This is a genomic window from Nonomuraea sp. 3N208, assembly GCF_052245935.1.
Classification (GTDB): Bacteria; Actinomycetota; Actinomycetes; order Streptosporangiales; family Streptosporangiaceae; genus Nonomuraea.
On sequence record NZ_JBQQBR010000001.1, the window covers coordinates 157,379 to 172,022 of the forward strand.

Consider the following 14,644-nt stretch of genomic DNA (forward strand, 5'->3'; position numbering starts at 1 on the left):
GAAGTCCTCGGCGGCCGGAGTTCATAAGGTCGTGTCCACTGCCCGTTCACGGATTGGACACGTGTGTACAGCGACATCGTCGGCTTCGCCCTGGCCACGCCCTACTGGCTCCACACGCTCGCCGAAGCGGGCACGGATGCCGGTTTATTCGTGTTCGCGGCGCTGTTCGCGGTGGCCGCGCTGCGCGCGTGGCGGGCTCCGGCCCGCGACCTGGCACTGGTGATCGCGGGTCCGGCCGGGGTGGTCTTCGCCTATGTGGTGAGCGAGGTCATCAAGACCTTCGTCAGGGAGGACCGGCCGTGCCGGGGTGGGATCGCGACCATCGCCGACTGCCCGCCGCCGGACGACTGGTCCTTCCCCAGCAACCACACCGTGATCGCGGCCGGCGCAGCTGCCACGCTCGTGCTGGCCTGGCGTTCCCTGGCCTGGGTGGTGTTCCCGCTGGCGGCCGCCATGGCGTTCTCGCGGGTGTTCGTGGGCGTGCACTATCCACATGACGTGGCCGCGGGTTTCCTGCTCGGGCTCGCGCTCGCGCCGCTGTTCGCGCTGCTGGTGGTGGGCGCCGTCACCCCCGCCGTACGCCTTGCCCGAAGCCGTCTGTCGCTGCGATGAGCCGGTCCAGGATGCCGGGCTCGGAGAAGGCATGCCCGGCATCGTGCACCACATGGAACTCAGCCTCCGGCCACGCCTTGTGCAGATCCCACGCGGTCGCCGCGGGCGTGCAGGCGTCGTATCGCCCCTGCACGATCACGGCGGGAATGTGCCGGATCTTGTCGACCTCCCTGATGAGCTGATCGGGTGTGAACCAGCCGTCGTGGTGGAAGTAATGGTTCTCGATCCTGGCGAAGCAGACGGCGATCTTGTCCTCCCCGAACTCGGCGACCAGCTCGGGATCCGGCAGCAACGTGATCGTGCCCGCCTCCCACTGCGCCCACGCCTTGGCCGCCGCCAGCCTGGCGTCCGCGTCGTCCCCTTCCAGCCGCTTGCGGAACGCCGCCATCAGATCGCCTCGCTCGGCCTCCGGGATCGGCGCGACATACTGCTCCCACAGGTCCGGAAACAGATAGCAGGCCCCCTCCTGGTAGAACCACCGCAACTCCTGCGGCCGCAGCGTGAAGATCCCGCGCAACACGAGCTCGGTCGTCCGGTCGGGATGTGTTTGCGCGTACGCCAGCGCCAGCGCGCTGCCCCACGACCCCCCGAACACCTGCCACCGTTCTATGCCCAGGTGCTCGCGCAGCCGCTCCATGTCCGCCACCAGGCTCCACGTGGTGTTGGCCGTGAGATCGGTGGTCGGGTCACTGGCGTGCGGCAGACTCCGCCCACAGTTGCGCTGGTCGAACAGCACGATGCGGTAGAGCTCCGGATTCCACTGGCGGCGGTGATTGGCGGTGCACCCGCCACCCGGCCCTCCGTGGAGCATGACGGCGGGCTTGCCGTCGGGGTTGCCGCAGACCTCCCAGTAGATCTGGTTGCCATCGCCTACATCGAGCAGGCCAGAGTCGTACGGGTCGATGGGCGGGTACAAGGTCCTCATGCCTCCCGATCCTGCCGCATGTGCGTGGGCGGGGCGCCGTCGCTCCGCATTTCCGCTGAGCTCTTCTACGCCGCCAGGACCTGTGCCGGGTCCGGGGTGTGGCAGTCGATGGAAGTCAGGGTGGCATGGCGGGTGGCCTGGGTGGCGCAGAGCCAGTCGTTGAGTGAGCCGGTGAAGCCGGACGGTGGGCCGACCTTGAGGCAGGTGATCTGGCCTGTGCCGGGCACGGGGCCGACCTTCAGGCGGCGGATGCTTCCCGTGCGGCCCAGCTCGCCCATGTCGGCGTCGTAGGGCGTCAGCTGCACGCCGAAGGGCGGGCCGGTGCCGTCTGGCTGGTCCGATGGCTGGATGCGGAGGAAGTCGTCTATCTGGCGCTCGGTGGCGTGCGGGTGGGTCGCGACGTAGGCCAGGTGGTCCGTGACCAGGCGGTGGGCGACCGTGCGGAGCAGGTTGGTCGCGCACAGGTTGTGGGCGCAGGCCGCGCCGTCGAGGGTGATCTCGGGCAGCGCGAAGCGGCGCAGGCCGCGCGAGGTGACGCGCAGGCAGTCGCACACGGCCGTGTCGGCAGGGTCCCAGGGCGGGCACGTGGCGTCGTCGTGGACCTGGACGTCCCAGGCCAGCCAGTCGTCGCCGAGGCTGAAGTCGGCAGGCTCGGTCGCGCATCTGCCGCAGGTGAGAATGGTGGAGCCGGTCAAAGGGTCGATCAGGATGCCGTCGCATTCGCGGGCCAGGGATCGGGCGACTGCGCGTGCCGCCTGCACGTTGACCGGAAGCTTGTGCGGCGGCGCCGTTGCCGACACCACGATGTGCTGCTTCGTGCGGCGGAGGCGGCGTCTGTCGTCGCCGGTGAGTGCGGCTCCGAACGGTTTCCATGGGGTCGCATGGTGGGTCGCGGTCAGGGATCGGCTGCCCATCGCGCTGACCACGGTCTTCTTGTGCGGTCCGCCAACGCGCCAGGGCACGAACGAGCCGAGATCGAGCAGCAGATGCTCCATGGCGATGACGAACAGGGATGTCAGCGTGCGAGGCAACGGGAGAATGATCTTCATGAGTGGCCTCCGTGATCGTGATTGGATCCCGTCGGGTTGGTGAGGCACTCAGGATCGGAGATGGCGGGTTGGGCCGGTGGAGGCGAACAGGATTCTGTGGACAACGGTGACAAGAAGTGCGGTCCCTGTGGACGAGGTGACCGTATGGCTGGACATAGCAGGCGGGCTTCGGCCTCGTTGACGTTCAGCGGTCCGGGCGGCAGATCGTCAGCGACTGGCCGGGCAGTCGTAGCCCGTCCTCACTCGCTGAGACAGGCTCGTCCGAAGCCAGCAGCACCGTCCCGGCGGGCACCGGCACCGTCACCGACTCCTGAGCGAAGTTCACGCACACCGCCAGTGCCCCCCGCCACATGATCAGCCACTTCCCGAGCGGATCCACCTCCACTCGCACCCGCTCCAGCCGCGGATCCGACAGTTCGGGCAGCGCCTTGCGCAGCGCGATCAGGTCGCGGTACCAGCACAGCAGCGACCAGTGCGCCTCCTCCTTCACCTCGCTCCAGTCCAGCTTCGAGCGCAGGAACGTCTCCTCCTCCGACGGGTCCGGCGCCTCCCACACGTACCCGAACCCGTCGAACTCCCGCTCCCGCCGTGCCGCCTCGCTCTCCCGCAGCGCAGGCTCCACGTGGTCGGAGAAGAACAGGAAGGGCGTGCGCGCCCCCCACTCTTCCCCCATGAACAACATGGGCGTGAACGGCGATGTGAGCAGCAGCCCGGCCCCGAGCTTGAGTGCCGGGATCGGCAGCCGGTCGCCGGCCGGCCGGTTGCCGATCTGGTCGTGGTTCTGCAGGCAGGCCACCAGCCGGTGCCCGGGCACGCCCGCGAAGGAACGACCGTGCGAGCGCCCTCGGAAGCTCGAGTGCGACCCGTCGTGCAGCACACCACCCATCAGCACCTTGGCCAGCGCCTCCAGGCCGGCGAAGTCCGCGTAGTAGCCGTGGCTCTCGCCGCTCACCGCGCAGTGGAGTGCATGGTGCACGTCGTCGTCCCACTGTGCGGTCATGCCCAGCCCGCCGGCCTCCAGAGGTCGCACCATGCGCGGGTCGTTGAGGTCGGATTCGGCGATCAGGGTCAGCGGCCGGCCGATCGCGCAGGCAAGCGCGTCGGCTTCGGCCGCGAGTTCGGCCAGCAGGTGAGTGGCGCGGCGGTCGTGCAGCGCGTGCACGGCGTCCAGTCGCAGGCCGTCGACGTGGTAGTCACGCAGCCACTGCACCGCGTTGCCGATGAGGTACCGCCGCACCTCGTCAGAGTGAGGCCCGTCCAGATTGACGGCATCGCCCCAGTAGCTCCCCTTGAAGCCGGCGAAGTACGGCCCGAACGGGTGCAGGAAGTTCCCTGACGGCCCTAGGTGGTTGTAGACGACGTCCAGGATCACGCCGATCCCGGCCCGGTGGCAGGCGTCCACGAACGACTTGAGCCCGTCGGGTCCCCCGTAGGTCTCGTTGACGGCGTACAGATCCACCCCGTCGTACCCCCAGTTCCGCCCGCCGGGGACGGGTGCGACCGGCATGATCTCCACGAAGTCCACGCAGAGCTCGACGAGGTGCTCGAGCCGCTCGACTGCGGCCTGGAACGTCCCCTCGGTCGTGAAGGTCCCGATGTGCAGCTCGTAGATCACGGCCCCGCGCAGGTCCCGGCCCTTCCATTCGTGGTCGGACCAGGTGAAACGGGCATGGTCGTACACGGCGCTCGGCCCGAAGACACCGTCCGGCTGCCACCGCGTGCGCGGATCGGGGTACGGGCCCTCGCCGTCCACGATGAAGGCGTACCTGGCGCCGTGCCCGGCCCCTTCCACCACGGCCGACCACCATCCTTCGGCCCCGCGGGACATCGGGCGGCGCCCGCCCAGGACGATCACCTCGACTGACGTGGCGTTCGGCGCCCAGACCTCAAATATCATGTCTCTCCAGGAGTGCGACCGGGTACTGACCGAGCAGATGCGCCAGCGGGATCCGGCCCGTATGGAGGCCGCCGGTGAGCAGATCCCGCCACGTGCCCGCGGCCAACGTCAACATCGTGCCGCCCCAGCCGGTCCTGGCCAGGCGCACCGGGAGCCGGGTGGCCACGGCGACGGCCTGCGGATGGTGATCGCCCCCGCGGGCGAACGCGATCACGTGCTCCGCCGCCTCCCCCTCCGCCCGCATCGGCAGGTACGGCGCCGCGCCCCCGAGCCGCCGGCGCAGCCGCAGCGCCTGGGTGGTGACCAGCAGCTTGGCCGCGTCCCACGACGTCTCGGGCTTGCGCGGGTACGTCACCGGCCGCCGGTTGTCCGGATCGACCAGCGAGAAGTCGGTCGTCTCGTTGCCCTGGTACACGTCGGGCACCCCCGGCATCATGAGCTGCACCAGCTTGGCGCCCAGCGAGTTCGACATCGCGAAGGGCTCGATCCGCTCGGTGAACTCGCCGATCGGCAGCCGCACGGCGGCCTCGGCGAACTCCCGCAACCCCCGCTCATAAGACGGATCCGGATTTATCCAGGAAATGGCGGTCTTCGCCTCGCGGGCCGCCTTGAGCAGGTAGTCCGTGAACCGCTCGGCCGAGATCGGCCAGGCCGCCATGAGGTTCTGCCAGGCCAGATAGTCCAGGTGGGGATCGAAGCGCACGGCCGCCGACCACCGCGACACGGCCGCCGCCCACTCCTCCGGCAGCTCCGACAACACCGACAGCCGGGCCCGTACGTCCTCCGACCGCTTGGTGTCGTGGGTGGACAGCGTGGTCATCGTGTACGGCCGCAGCTCGGCGCAGAAGTCGTGGAAGTCCTCGGCCGAAACCCCGAACGCGTCCGGCTCCCCGCCGACCTCGTTGAGGCAGGCCAGCGGATACCAGCGGTAGAGCGCCGTGTCCTCGACACCCTTGGCCATGACCGGCCCGCACGCCTGCTGGAAGCGCACGATGGACTCGGCGGAGCCGTACAGGACCTTGCGGACGAGTGGTTGCACGGCGGGAGAGCAGGCCTCGGCGGCCAGCTCGACGATCTCGACGGACTCGGGCGGAGCCGGCTCGCCCGGCACCACGTACGCGCGGTAGACCGGCATCGCCGCGAGCAGCTCCCGCACCGCGTCAGGAGCGCAGGAGGCGGCCCTGGCCAGCCGGTTGACCTCGGCGCCGAAGAACAGCTCCAGGACCTCCCGCTTGGCCTGGGCCATCACCGGCCGGTATTCGGCGGGCTGCCCGGTCACCTCGGTGAAGAGCCGGACGAGCGGCTCTTTGCCCGCCGGGTCGACGAAGAGGCCGTTGATCCGGTTGAGCACGTCGTAGCCGGTGGTGCCGTCGCAGGCCCAGTCGCCGGGAAGCCGCTCGGGGCCGATGAGGATCTTCTCGACGATCGTCCAGGTCTCGCCCGCCCGGGCCCGCAGCCGGTCCAGGTAGCCGCGCGGGTCGGCCAGGCCGTCCGGGTGGTCCACCCGCAGCCCGTCCACCAGCCCCTCGTCGAGCAGCCAGAAGATCACCTCGTGCGTGGCGAACAACACGGCCGGGTCCTCCACCCGCAGCCCGATCAGCGTCGACACGTCGAAGAAGCGCCGGTAGCCCGGCCCTTCGCGCCAGTCGGCCAACCGGTAGTGACCGGGGTAGGGGAAGGCGTGCTCGTGGTAACGCAGCACGTCGCCATCGACCACAGGAGGCGTGTCGTCCCCGAGGACCGGCAGCGCCACCTTCTCGTCCACCCACTCGATGTCGAACCAGCTCGCGTACGGCGAGTCCGGCCCGTCCTTTAAGACCGACCAGAACTGGGCGTTCACCGTGTTCATGTGGTTCGGCACGATGTCCACCACCACGCCCAGGTCGTGGGCGGCCAGCTGCTGCGCCATCTCCCTGAACCCGCTCGCCCCGCCGAACTCCTCCCTGATCCTGGAGTGGTCGGTGACGTCGTAGCCGTGCCGCGACTCGGGTGTCGCCTGCAGGATCGGCGACAGGTAGACGTGGCTCACGCCGAGGTCGCGCAGGTAGCCGGCGATCTCGGCCACCTGGGCGAAGCCGAAGTCCGGGGTCAACTGCACCCGGTAGGTGGAAACCGGCTTAGACACGGCGCAGCACCCGTACGCTGCGGCCGGGCACCGCGATCGCCTCGCCGCCGCGGCACATCCGCGCGTCGAGCATGATCGGCATGGCGGTGTCGATCTCCGTGTGCCACATCTCGCCATAGTCCTCGGGGATCGTGAACTTGATCGTGTCGTAGTGGGCGTTGAACAGCAGCAGGAACGAGTCGTCCCGGATCGGCCGGCCGCGCCGGTCCGGCTCGGTGATGGCCTCGCCGTTGAGGAAGACGGCCAGCGACTTGGCATAGCCGACGGTCCAGTCGCTGTCGGTCATCTCCTCCCCGGAGGGGGTGAGCCAGGCGATGTCGTTCTGGCCGCGGACCGGCTTGCCGTAGAAGAACCTCCTGCGCCGGAACACCGGATGTTTCTTCCGCAGCGCCGCCAGGCTCTGCGTGAATTCCAGCAGCAGCCAGTTCTCCCGCACGTCCGACCAGTCGACCCAGGTCAGCTCGTTGTTCTGGCAGTAGCCGTTGTTGTTGCCCCGCTGCGTGCGGCCCAGCTCGTCGCCGTGGGAGAGCATCGGCACGCCCTGGGACAGGAACAACGTGGTGAGGAAGTTACGTTTCTGCTGCTCGCGCAGCGATTCGACGGCGATGCCCGCCGGGCCTTCCTCGCCGCAGTTCCACGACCTGTTGTCGTCGGTGCCGTCGCGGTTGCCCTCCTTGTTCGCCTCGTTGTGCTTGTTGTTGTACGAGACGAGGTCCTGCAGGGTGAAGCCGTCGTGGCAGGTGACGAAGTTGATCGAGGCGGCGGGCCGGCGGCTGTCGTCCTGGTAGAGGTCGCTCGAGCCGGTGAAGCGCGACCCGAACTCGGGCAGCGTGGCCGCCTGCCCGCGCCACAGGTCGCGGATGGTGTCGCGGTAGCGCCCGTTCCACTCGGTCCACCGCGACGGGAAGTTGCCCACCTGGTAGCCGCCGGGGCCCACGTCCCACGGCTCGGCGATGAGCTTGACCTGCGACAACACGGGGTCCTGCTGCACCAGGTCGAAGAACGCGCTCAGCCGGTCCACCTCGTGCAGCTCCCTGGCCAGCGTCGAGGCGAGATCGAAGCGGAACCCGTCCACGTGCATCTCGATGACCCAGTACCGGAGCGAGTCCATGATCATCTGCAGGACGTGCGGCGAGCGCATGAGCAGGCTGTTGCCCGTGCCCGTGGTGTCCACGTAGTACCGCTTGTCGTTGTCGACCAGCCGGTAGTAGTTGATGTTGTCGATCCCCCGGAAGCCCAGCGTCGGCCCCAGATGGGTGCCCTCGGCCGTGTGGTTGTAGACGACATCCAGGATCACCTCGATGCCCGCCTCGTGCAGGCCCCTGACCATGGCCTTGAACTCCAGCACCTGCCCGCCGCGCTGCCCCTGGCTGGAGTAGCGGTTGTGCGGCGCGAAGAACCCGATCGAGTTGTAACCCCAATAGTTGGACAGCCCGCGTTGCTCAAGGATGTGGTCGGTGACGAACTGGTGCACCGGCATGAGCTCCAGTGCCGTCACGCCCAGCTTGGTGAGGTGGTCGAGGATCTCGGGGTGGTGCAGGGCCGCGTACGTGCCGCGCAGATGCTTGGGGATCTTGGGATGGCTGATCGACAGCCCGCGCACGTGGGCCTCGTAGATCACGGTGTCGTGGTACGGCGTGGCGGGCGGCCGGTCGTGGCCCCAGCCGAAGAACGGGTTGATCACGACCGAACGCGGCACGTACGGGGCCGAGTCCAGGTCGTTGCGCGTGTCAGGGTGGCCGAATCGGTAGCCGTACACGGCCTCGTTCCACGTCACCCCGCCCTCGATGGCCATGGCGTACGGGTCGAGCAGCAGCTTGGCCGGGTTGCACCGCATCCCGCGCGCCGGATCGTAGGGCCCGTGGACCCGGTAGCCGTAGCGCTGGCCAGGTCCGATGCCCGGCAGGTAGCCATGCCAGATGAACCCGTCCACCTCGCTGAGCGGCACCCTCGACTCGACGTTGTCCTCGTCGAACAGGCACAGCTCGACATTGTCCGCGACCTCGGTGTAGAGCGAGAAATTGGTGCCGGCCCCGTCATAGGTGGCTCCGAGCGGATAGGGGTCTCCCGGCCAGATCTCGATCATCGAGGCTCCCTTGCGGTCTCTCCCCATGTTCTGTCCCCCCGCTCAGCCGGACAACCCGGGCGTTGCCGAACCTCCTTCTTCCTTCCCCCGCTCACCACGTCGTTACCGAAGATCCGCAGAAAGCCACGGCGCGTAGCGCGGACCCGGAACCTTTGCTCGTGACCAGCTGAACGCGGGTGGTCGGTGCCCGGCGTCGTGGCATGCGTTTGCGGCGCCGTTTCCCGGCAACGTGGCGCGTCATGAGCGGTTTCAAGCAGTTCTTATTGCGCGGCAACATCGTCGAGCTCGCGGTGGCCGTGATCATCGGCGCCACGTTCAGCGGTCTGGTGCAGGCGTTCGTCAGCGACCTGGTCACCCCGCTGATCGGCGCGGTCACCGGCGGCAGGCAGCCGAACTTCGCCGACTACTCCTTCACGATCAACGGCAGCCGGTTCAAGTACGGCGACTTCCTCAACCACCTGATCAGCTTCCTGCTCATCTCGGCGATCGTCTACTGGCTGATCGTGGCCCCGATGGCCAAGGTGATCCGCTTGTTCGACCGGGACAAGGCGGGCGCGACCAAGCAGTGTCCCGAGTGCCTCAGCGACATCCCCACCGAGGCCCGGCGCTGCGCCCACTGCACGTCCGAGCTGGTGCCGGAGTCGGAAAAACCTAGATAGTCACCTGCTTACCTGGCCCCGTGTCGCGCGCTCGCGGTGCGGGTTCGACAAGATGGACCGATGAGCGTTGAGTTGATGGTCTGGGACGAGCCGGTGCCGATCAGCAGGGACCATGCCCGTGCCGCCTACCTGGCGGTCAAGCGGACCGAGCCGGTGGCGGGGGACGTGCCCGGCGTCGCCAAGGAGTTGCCCGGGGAGGTCACCGTCTATCCGGGGCACGTGCTGGTGACGATGGATCTGGACACGATGGACGAGACGTCCGCGCAGGTGTTCACGATCGCGCGGGCGCACGGGCTGGTCTGCTACGACCCTCAACGCGACCTCGTGCACAACGTGGCGCCGCTGGGCGTCTACGAGGGCATGCAACTGCACACCGGAGACGGGATGATCGTGCACGATCCCGACCTCGGCTTGGTACACGACGTGCTGGGCACGTTGTCCCCGCAGAACCCGTTCGTGGCCCTGGTGAACTTCGGCCGCCACTTCCTGCAGGTCTCGCCGGGCTACGAGCTGGAGTACAAGGAGGGCACGCTCATCCGCACGATGGTGCCGGAGCTGGAGGAGGTGCGGCAGGCCTTCCACGAGTACGCCACCGGCGAGCGCGGGTTCCTGACCCGCCACGCGTGGTCGTCCTGAGCTGGCCTCTTGGCAACGGCGACACGACTACGATCGTCGCCATGAGTGATGAACCGAAGTTCCTGCGCCTCACGGTCGAGCTGACCGTCGAGGTGCTCGACATCGACGCGCTGCAGGCGGCGGCGCTGGCCGAGATTCGGCATCCCGACGCGGACCTCACCGAGGAGGAGCGTACGGAGCAGGCCGAGCTCGTCAACGCCGACGACACCGGTGCCTCGGCATTGCAGTGGCTGATCGAGCCGGACCATGTGCTGGCCTTGGTCGACCACATCACCGAGATCGAGCCGCGCGAGGCCGTACTCGGGGTGGAACCGTCTGAGGGGCCCAGCGAGGAAGAGGACGAAGAGCACGACCACGTGTGACCGACACAGCGGTGGCCACGGCGTTCGGAGGCGTCGTGGCTTTTCGCGTGTCGCTCGCTAAGATCGAAACCTTTCCAGCCGCACCCCTAGCCGCAAGGGACACCCAGTGATCGTCGCATTCTCCATCACCCCGCTGGGCGTCGGCGAGGGCGTCGCCGAGCCCGTTGCCCGCGCGGTCAAGGTGGTCCGCTCCAGTGGCCTGCCGAACCGGACGGACGCGATGTTCACCACGATCGAGGGCGAGTGGGACGAGGTCATGGACGTCGTCAAACGGGCCGTGGAAGCGGTGGCGGAGGTCGCTCCCCGGGTGAGCCTGGTGCTCAAGGCCGACGTGCGACCGGGGATCACGGACGGCATGACGTCCAAGGTCGAGGCCCTGGAACGCCATTTGTCGGAGTAACTCCAATAGGCCCCACCCAAAGGGGCTACCAGCACGTAACTCGAGATATATCTTGACTCTCTCCATCGACGCGACATATCGTGTCCACGATCGACAAACGCGATAGTACGCGTTACCGGAGGTGGAGAGCAATGGAGCAAGAGCGAGTGCCGGTCCTAGTGGTCGGCGGCGGGTACGCAGGGCTGAGCGCGGCGCTGCTCCTGGCCTGGCGCGACGTGCCCGTCATGCTGGTCGAACGGCACCCCAGCACCTCGATCCAGCCCAAGGCGTTCGGCGTCGGCCCGCGAGCCGTCGAGTTGCTGCGTCCCGTGCCCGGCGTCGAAGAGGCCTTGAGCGACATCTGGACCGGCATCGGCGACAACATGCGCATCGCGATCGGCAAGAGCCTGGCCGACCCGGACCCGCACATGATCATGAGCGACGAGCGCGAGGAACTGGCCTTCCTGACCGGCATCACCCCCGCCGCGATGATCGGCGCGCCCCAGGCCGAGATCGAGCGAGTGCTTCGCCACCGGGCCGAGGAGCTCGGCGCCGACCTGCGGTTCTCCACAGAGCTGCGCTCTCTGGAGCAGGACGCGGCCGGGGTGACGGCGCTGATCCGCACCGCCGGCGAGGAGCGTCTGGTGCGGGCCGACTACGTCGTGGCCGCCGACGGCTACCGGAGCCCGCTGCGGCGACTTCTGGGCGTGCCGGCCTCGGGCAAGGGCGAGCTGGGCCAGATGTGCTCGATCATGTTCGACGCCGACCTGTCCGGCCTGGTCCGCGACCGCGAGGTCACCCTCTGGTACCTGCAGAACGACGTCTTCACGGGCGTGATCGTGACCGGCACCGGCGTGGGTGCGCACGTGCTCGGCGTCAACCTCAAGGAGGGCGAGAGCGAGGCCGACTTCCCGGAGGAGCGCTGCGTCGAGCTGATCCGCATCGCCGCCGACCGTCCTGGCCTCGACGTGCGGGTCCTGGACAAGACGACCTTCCCCATGGCGCACGTGCTGGCCGACACCTACCGGGCCGGCCGGGTGTTCTTCGCCGGGGACGCGGCGCACACCATGCCGCCCACTGGTGGGCAGGGCGGCAGCACGGCGCTCCAGGACGGCTGCGACATCGCCTGGCGGCTCTGGCTGGTGCTCACGGGGCAGGCCGGGCCCGGCTTCCTCGACACCTACGACGCCGAACGCCGCCCCATCGGCACGCTGACGGCCGACGCCCAGCTCGCCAACCTCGGCGTACGCATGCCTCCCGCGGCCCGCGTCGGCTACCCGGAGCCCTTGGAGGACCCGATCGGCGCCCTCATCGGATACCGCTACCACTCCACGGCAATTCTGGACGAACCCGGCGACGACGGCTCGATCCTGGAGGATCCCCGCGTGCCTAACGGGCGTCCAGGCAGCCGCGCCCCGCACGTGGTGCTCGACTGGGAGGGCCAGCGCATCTCCACCATCGACCTGTTCGGCTCCGGCTTCGTCCTGCTGGCCGACAAAGAAGGGGGCCAGGCGTGGATGGACGCCGGGCGCCTGATCAAGGAACGGCTCGGGATGCAGCTCACGCGCCTGCTGATCGGCGAGGAGCTGATGGACGCAGAGGGCTGCTGGCGGGAAAGGTACGGCGTCAGCGGGGGCGGCGCCGTCCTGGTCCGGCCTGACGGTTACGTGGCCTGGCGCTCCTCGGACGCCGACCCGGACCCGCTCGCCACACTGGAGCGGGTCCTGCGACGCGTACTCAGCCGCTGACCTAAGGCAGCTTCCACTCCACAGGCGCCGCGCCCTGCTGGGCGAGCAGCTCATTGGCCCGGCTGAACGGGCGCGAGCCGAAGAAACCGCTGCGTGCCGACAGCGGGGAGGGATGGGCGGACTCGATGCGCGGCACGCTGCCGAGCATCGGCGCGAGGTTACGCGCGTCGCGGCCCCACAAGATGGCGACCATCGGCTGGTCCCGCGTCACCAGAGCGCGGATCGCCTGCTCGGTGACCTGCTCCCAACCCTTGCCCCGGTGCGAGGCCGGCTTGCCCGGCATCACGGTGAGCACCCTGTTGAGCAGCAGCACGCCCTGCTCCGCCCACGGCGTCAGGTCGCCGTTGGCGGGGCGCGGCAGGCCGAGGTCGGTCTCCATCTCTTTGTAGATGTTGACCAGGCTGCCCGGCAGCGGCCGCACGTCGGGGGCCACCGAGAACGACAGCCCGACCGGGTGGCCGGGCGTCGGATACGGATCCTGGCCCACGATCAGCACCTTGACCTCGTCGAAGGGCTGGTTGAACGCACGCAGGACGTTGCCGCCCGCGGGGAGGTATTGCCTGCCTTCGGCGATCTCCTTGCGTAGGAACTCGCCCATCAGGGAGATCTGCTCGGCGACGGGCTCAAGTGCTGTGGCCCATCCGGCTTCGACGACTTCGTTCAGTGGACGACCGGCCATGGCCGATGAGCTTATCTAGGTCTGGTACGGCTTGAGGCCGAAACGTCGGTCTCAAGCCGTACCAGAATGATCACAGCGCCGGCTTGCCCGGCTTGAACAGCCACGCCTCGAAGAGCGCGTCGAGCTGCTTGCCCGACACACGCTCGGACAGGGCGATGAAGGCGGCCGTGTCGGCGTTGCCGTACTTGTAGTCGCTCGCCCACGCACGCAGGATCGCGAAGAACGCCGCGTCACCGACCTCGCGCCGCAGCGCGTGCAGGGTCATCGCGCCGCGGTCGTAGACGGGGTCGTGGAAGAGGTTCTCCGGGCCGCCCGGGTCGGCAGGCGGGCTCTGCCAGAACTCGTCCTCGGCCGCCGGTGCGTAGGCCGCATCGAACGACGCCTGCACGGTACGGGTGCCGAGCTTGTCCAGCCAGAGCCACTCGGCGTAGACCGCGAAGCCCTCGTTGAGCCAGATGTCGCGCCACAACGTCGGCGTCACCGAGTTGCCGAACCACTGGTGCGCCAGCTCGTGCGCGAGCAGCGACTCGCTGGGGACCCGCGGGTAGATGGGCCGCGTCTGGGTCTCCAGCGCGTAGCCCACCTCGGGAGCGTGGTCGACGATCCCGCCGGTCGAGGAGAACGGATACGGGCCGAAGATCGAGCTGAAGTAGTCGAGCACCGGCGGGTGCCGCTCGGGGAAGCCCTTCGCGTCGCCGGCCAGCTTGGGGTCCACGGCGGTGGTGACGCGGTAACCGCCGATGTTGGCGTCCGCGAACTCGAACTTGCCGATCGACACCGTGGCCAGGTAGCTGGCCATCGGCTCACGGGAGTCCCACACGGACGTGGTGCGGTCGCCCTTCGACCACTTCGCCACCAGGTCGCCGTTGGCCACCGCCACCCGGGTGCTCGGCACGGTCACGGTGAATCGGTAGGTGGCCTTGTCGGTCATGTGGTGGTTGCCCGGGTACCAGGTCATGGCGCCCTGGGGCTCGTTGGCGTTGTAGACGCCGTCGCTCGTCTTGATCCACCCGTCCAGCGAGCCGTCGGGGTCGATGACGTGCGTGGCTCTGCCGTCGTACCGGACGACGACGGAGAAGTCGCGGCCTGAGTGGAGGCTCCTGGCGGGCGTGACCACCAGCTCGGAGCCGCTCTGCGTGAACGCTGCGGGCCGGCCGTCCACCGTCACCGACCGCACCGACAGGGTGCTGACGAGATCCAGATTGAAGCGGCTCAGTGCCTGAGTGGCCCGGGCGGTGATCCCCGTCACGCCGATGAGGCGTCCGGACGACGGGTCGTAGTCCAGCGAGAGGTTGTAATGACCGGCGTCGTAGCCGCCGTTCCCCTGGCCGGGGAAGTACGGGTCGCCCGCGCCCGGCGCACCCGGGGTGCCGTCGTGCGCCAGCGCAGGGCTGAGAGGGAGTGAGATGAAGGCTGCTGCGGTGAGAGCGAAAAGACGCTTCATGGAAAGGCATCGGAGCGACGAAAACCGACGTTACGGGCGCCCG

At 68.7% G+C, this 14,644-nt stretch carries 13 protein-coding genes; 6 read left to right on the plus strand and 7 right to left on the minus strand.

Features of this window, described 5'->3' with window-relative positions; genetic code table 11:
- Nucleotides 1–63 precede the first annotated feature (63 nt).
- A complete protein-coding gene (locus tag ACTWPT_RS00770) occupies nucleotides 64–612 on the plus strand; it encodes a phosphatase PAP2 family protein (RefSeq protein ID WP_443175240.1) in 549 nt (182 codons plus the stop codon).
- On the opposite strand, the gene pip is transcribed toward ACTWPT_RS00770, so the two are convergent.
- From pip to glgX, 5 genes are all read right to left on the minus strand, one after another.
- Complete coding sequence (gene pip, locus ACTWPT_RS00775; protein WP_443175241.1) at nucleotides 566–1,537, minus strand: prolyl aminopeptidase; 972 nt, start codon at nucleotides 1,535–1,537, stop codon at nucleotides 566–568. The two genes, ACTWPT_RS00770 and pip, sit on opposite strands and share 47 nt — an antisense overlap.
- A gap of 65 nt (nucleotides 1,538–1,602) precedes the next feature.
- On the minus strand, nucleotides 1,603–2,586 hold the full coding sequence (locus ACTWPT_RS00780) for a hypothetical protein (protein WP_443175242.1): 984 nt from the start codon (nucleotides 2,584–2,586) through the stop codon (nucleotides 1,603–1,605).
- Nucleotides 2,587–2,770: 184 nt separating this feature from the next.
- Nucleotides 2,771–4,483: a malto-oligosyltrehalose trehalohydrolase gene (gene treZ, locus ACTWPT_RS00785; protein ID WP_443175243.1), complete on the minus strand. Its 1,713-nt coding sequence runs from the start codon at nucleotides 4,481–4,483 to the stop codon at nucleotides 2,771–2,773.
- Nucleotides 4,473–6,608, minus strand: a complete 2,136-nt coding sequence (treY, locus tag ACTWPT_RS00790) for a malto-oligosyltrehalose synthase (RefSeq protein WP_443175244.1) — start codon at nucleotides 6,606–6,608, stop codon at nucleotides 4,473–4,475. The genes treZ and treY overlap by 11 nt, the downstream gene beginning before the upstream one ends.
- A complete protein-coding gene (glgX, locus tag ACTWPT_RS00795; protein ID WP_443175245.1) occupies nucleotides 6,601–8,694 on the minus strand; it encodes a glycogen debranching protein GlgX in 2,094 nt (697 codons plus the stop codon). Before glgX ends, treY begins: the two co-directional genes overlap by 8 nt.
- A gap of 239 nt (nucleotides 8,695–8,933) precedes the next feature.
- Here glgX and mscL point away from each other — a divergent pair, with 239 nt between their 5' ends.
- The 5 genes from mscL (at nucleotide 8,934) to ACTWPT_RS00820 (ending at nucleotide 12,478) form a co-directional block, all read left to right on the plus strand.
- Entirely contained in the window at nucleotides 8,934–9,353 is a 420-nt protein-coding gene (gene mscL / locus ACTWPT_RS00800) for a large conductance mechanosensitive channel protein MscL (RefSeq protein WP_443175246.1), read from the plus strand.
- A 60-nt stretch (nucleotides 9,354–9,413) separates the two neighbouring features.
- The gene (locus tag ACTWPT_RS00805) at nucleotides 9,414–9,989 is read left to right on the plus strand and encodes a hypothetical protein (RefSeq protein ID WP_443175247.1); all 576 of its coding nucleotides are present in this window, start codon (nucleotides 9,414–9,416) and stop codon (nucleotides 9,987–9,989) included.
- A 41-nt stretch (nucleotides 9,990–10,030) separates the two neighbouring features.
- Nucleotides 10,031–10,351 (plus strand): hypothetical protein, encoded by a 321-nt coding sequence (locus tag ACTWPT_RS00810; protein WP_443175248.1) that lies wholly within the window; start codon nucleotides 10,031–10,033, stop codon nucleotides 10,349–10,351.
- A 106-nt stretch (nucleotides 10,352–10,457) separates the two neighbouring features.
- Nucleotides 10,458–10,751, plus strand: coding sequence for an MTH1187 family thiamine-binding protein (locus ACTWPT_RS00815; RefSeq protein WP_443175249.1), 294 nt, complete (start codon nucleotides 10,458–10,460; stop codon nucleotides 10,749–10,751).
- 131 nt (nucleotides 10,752–10,882) lie between these two features.
- Complete coding sequence (locus ACTWPT_RS00820) at nucleotides 10,883–12,478, plus strand: FAD-dependent monooxygenase (protein WP_443175250.1); 1,596 nt, start codon at nucleotides 10,883–10,885, stop codon at nucleotides 12,476–12,478.
- A gap of 1 nt (nucleotide 12,479) precedes the next feature.
- Here ACTWPT_RS00820 and ACTWPT_RS00825 read toward each other — a convergent pair whose 3' ends face one another.
- A complete protein-coding gene (locus ACTWPT_RS00825; RefSeq protein ID WP_443175251.1) occupies nucleotides 12,480–13,157 on the minus strand; it encodes a uracil-DNA glycosylase in 678 nt (225 codons plus the stop codon).
- A 70-nt stretch (nucleotides 13,158–13,227) separates the two neighbouring features.
- Nucleotides 13,228–14,601 carry a M1 family metallopeptidase gene (locus tag ACTWPT_RS00830; protein WP_443175252.1) on the minus strand — a complete coding sequence of 458 codons (1,374 nt, stop codon included), beginning with the start codon at nucleotides 14,599–14,601 and terminating at the stop codon, nucleotides 13,228–13,230.
- Nucleotides 14,602–14,644: the final 43 nt, after the last annotated feature.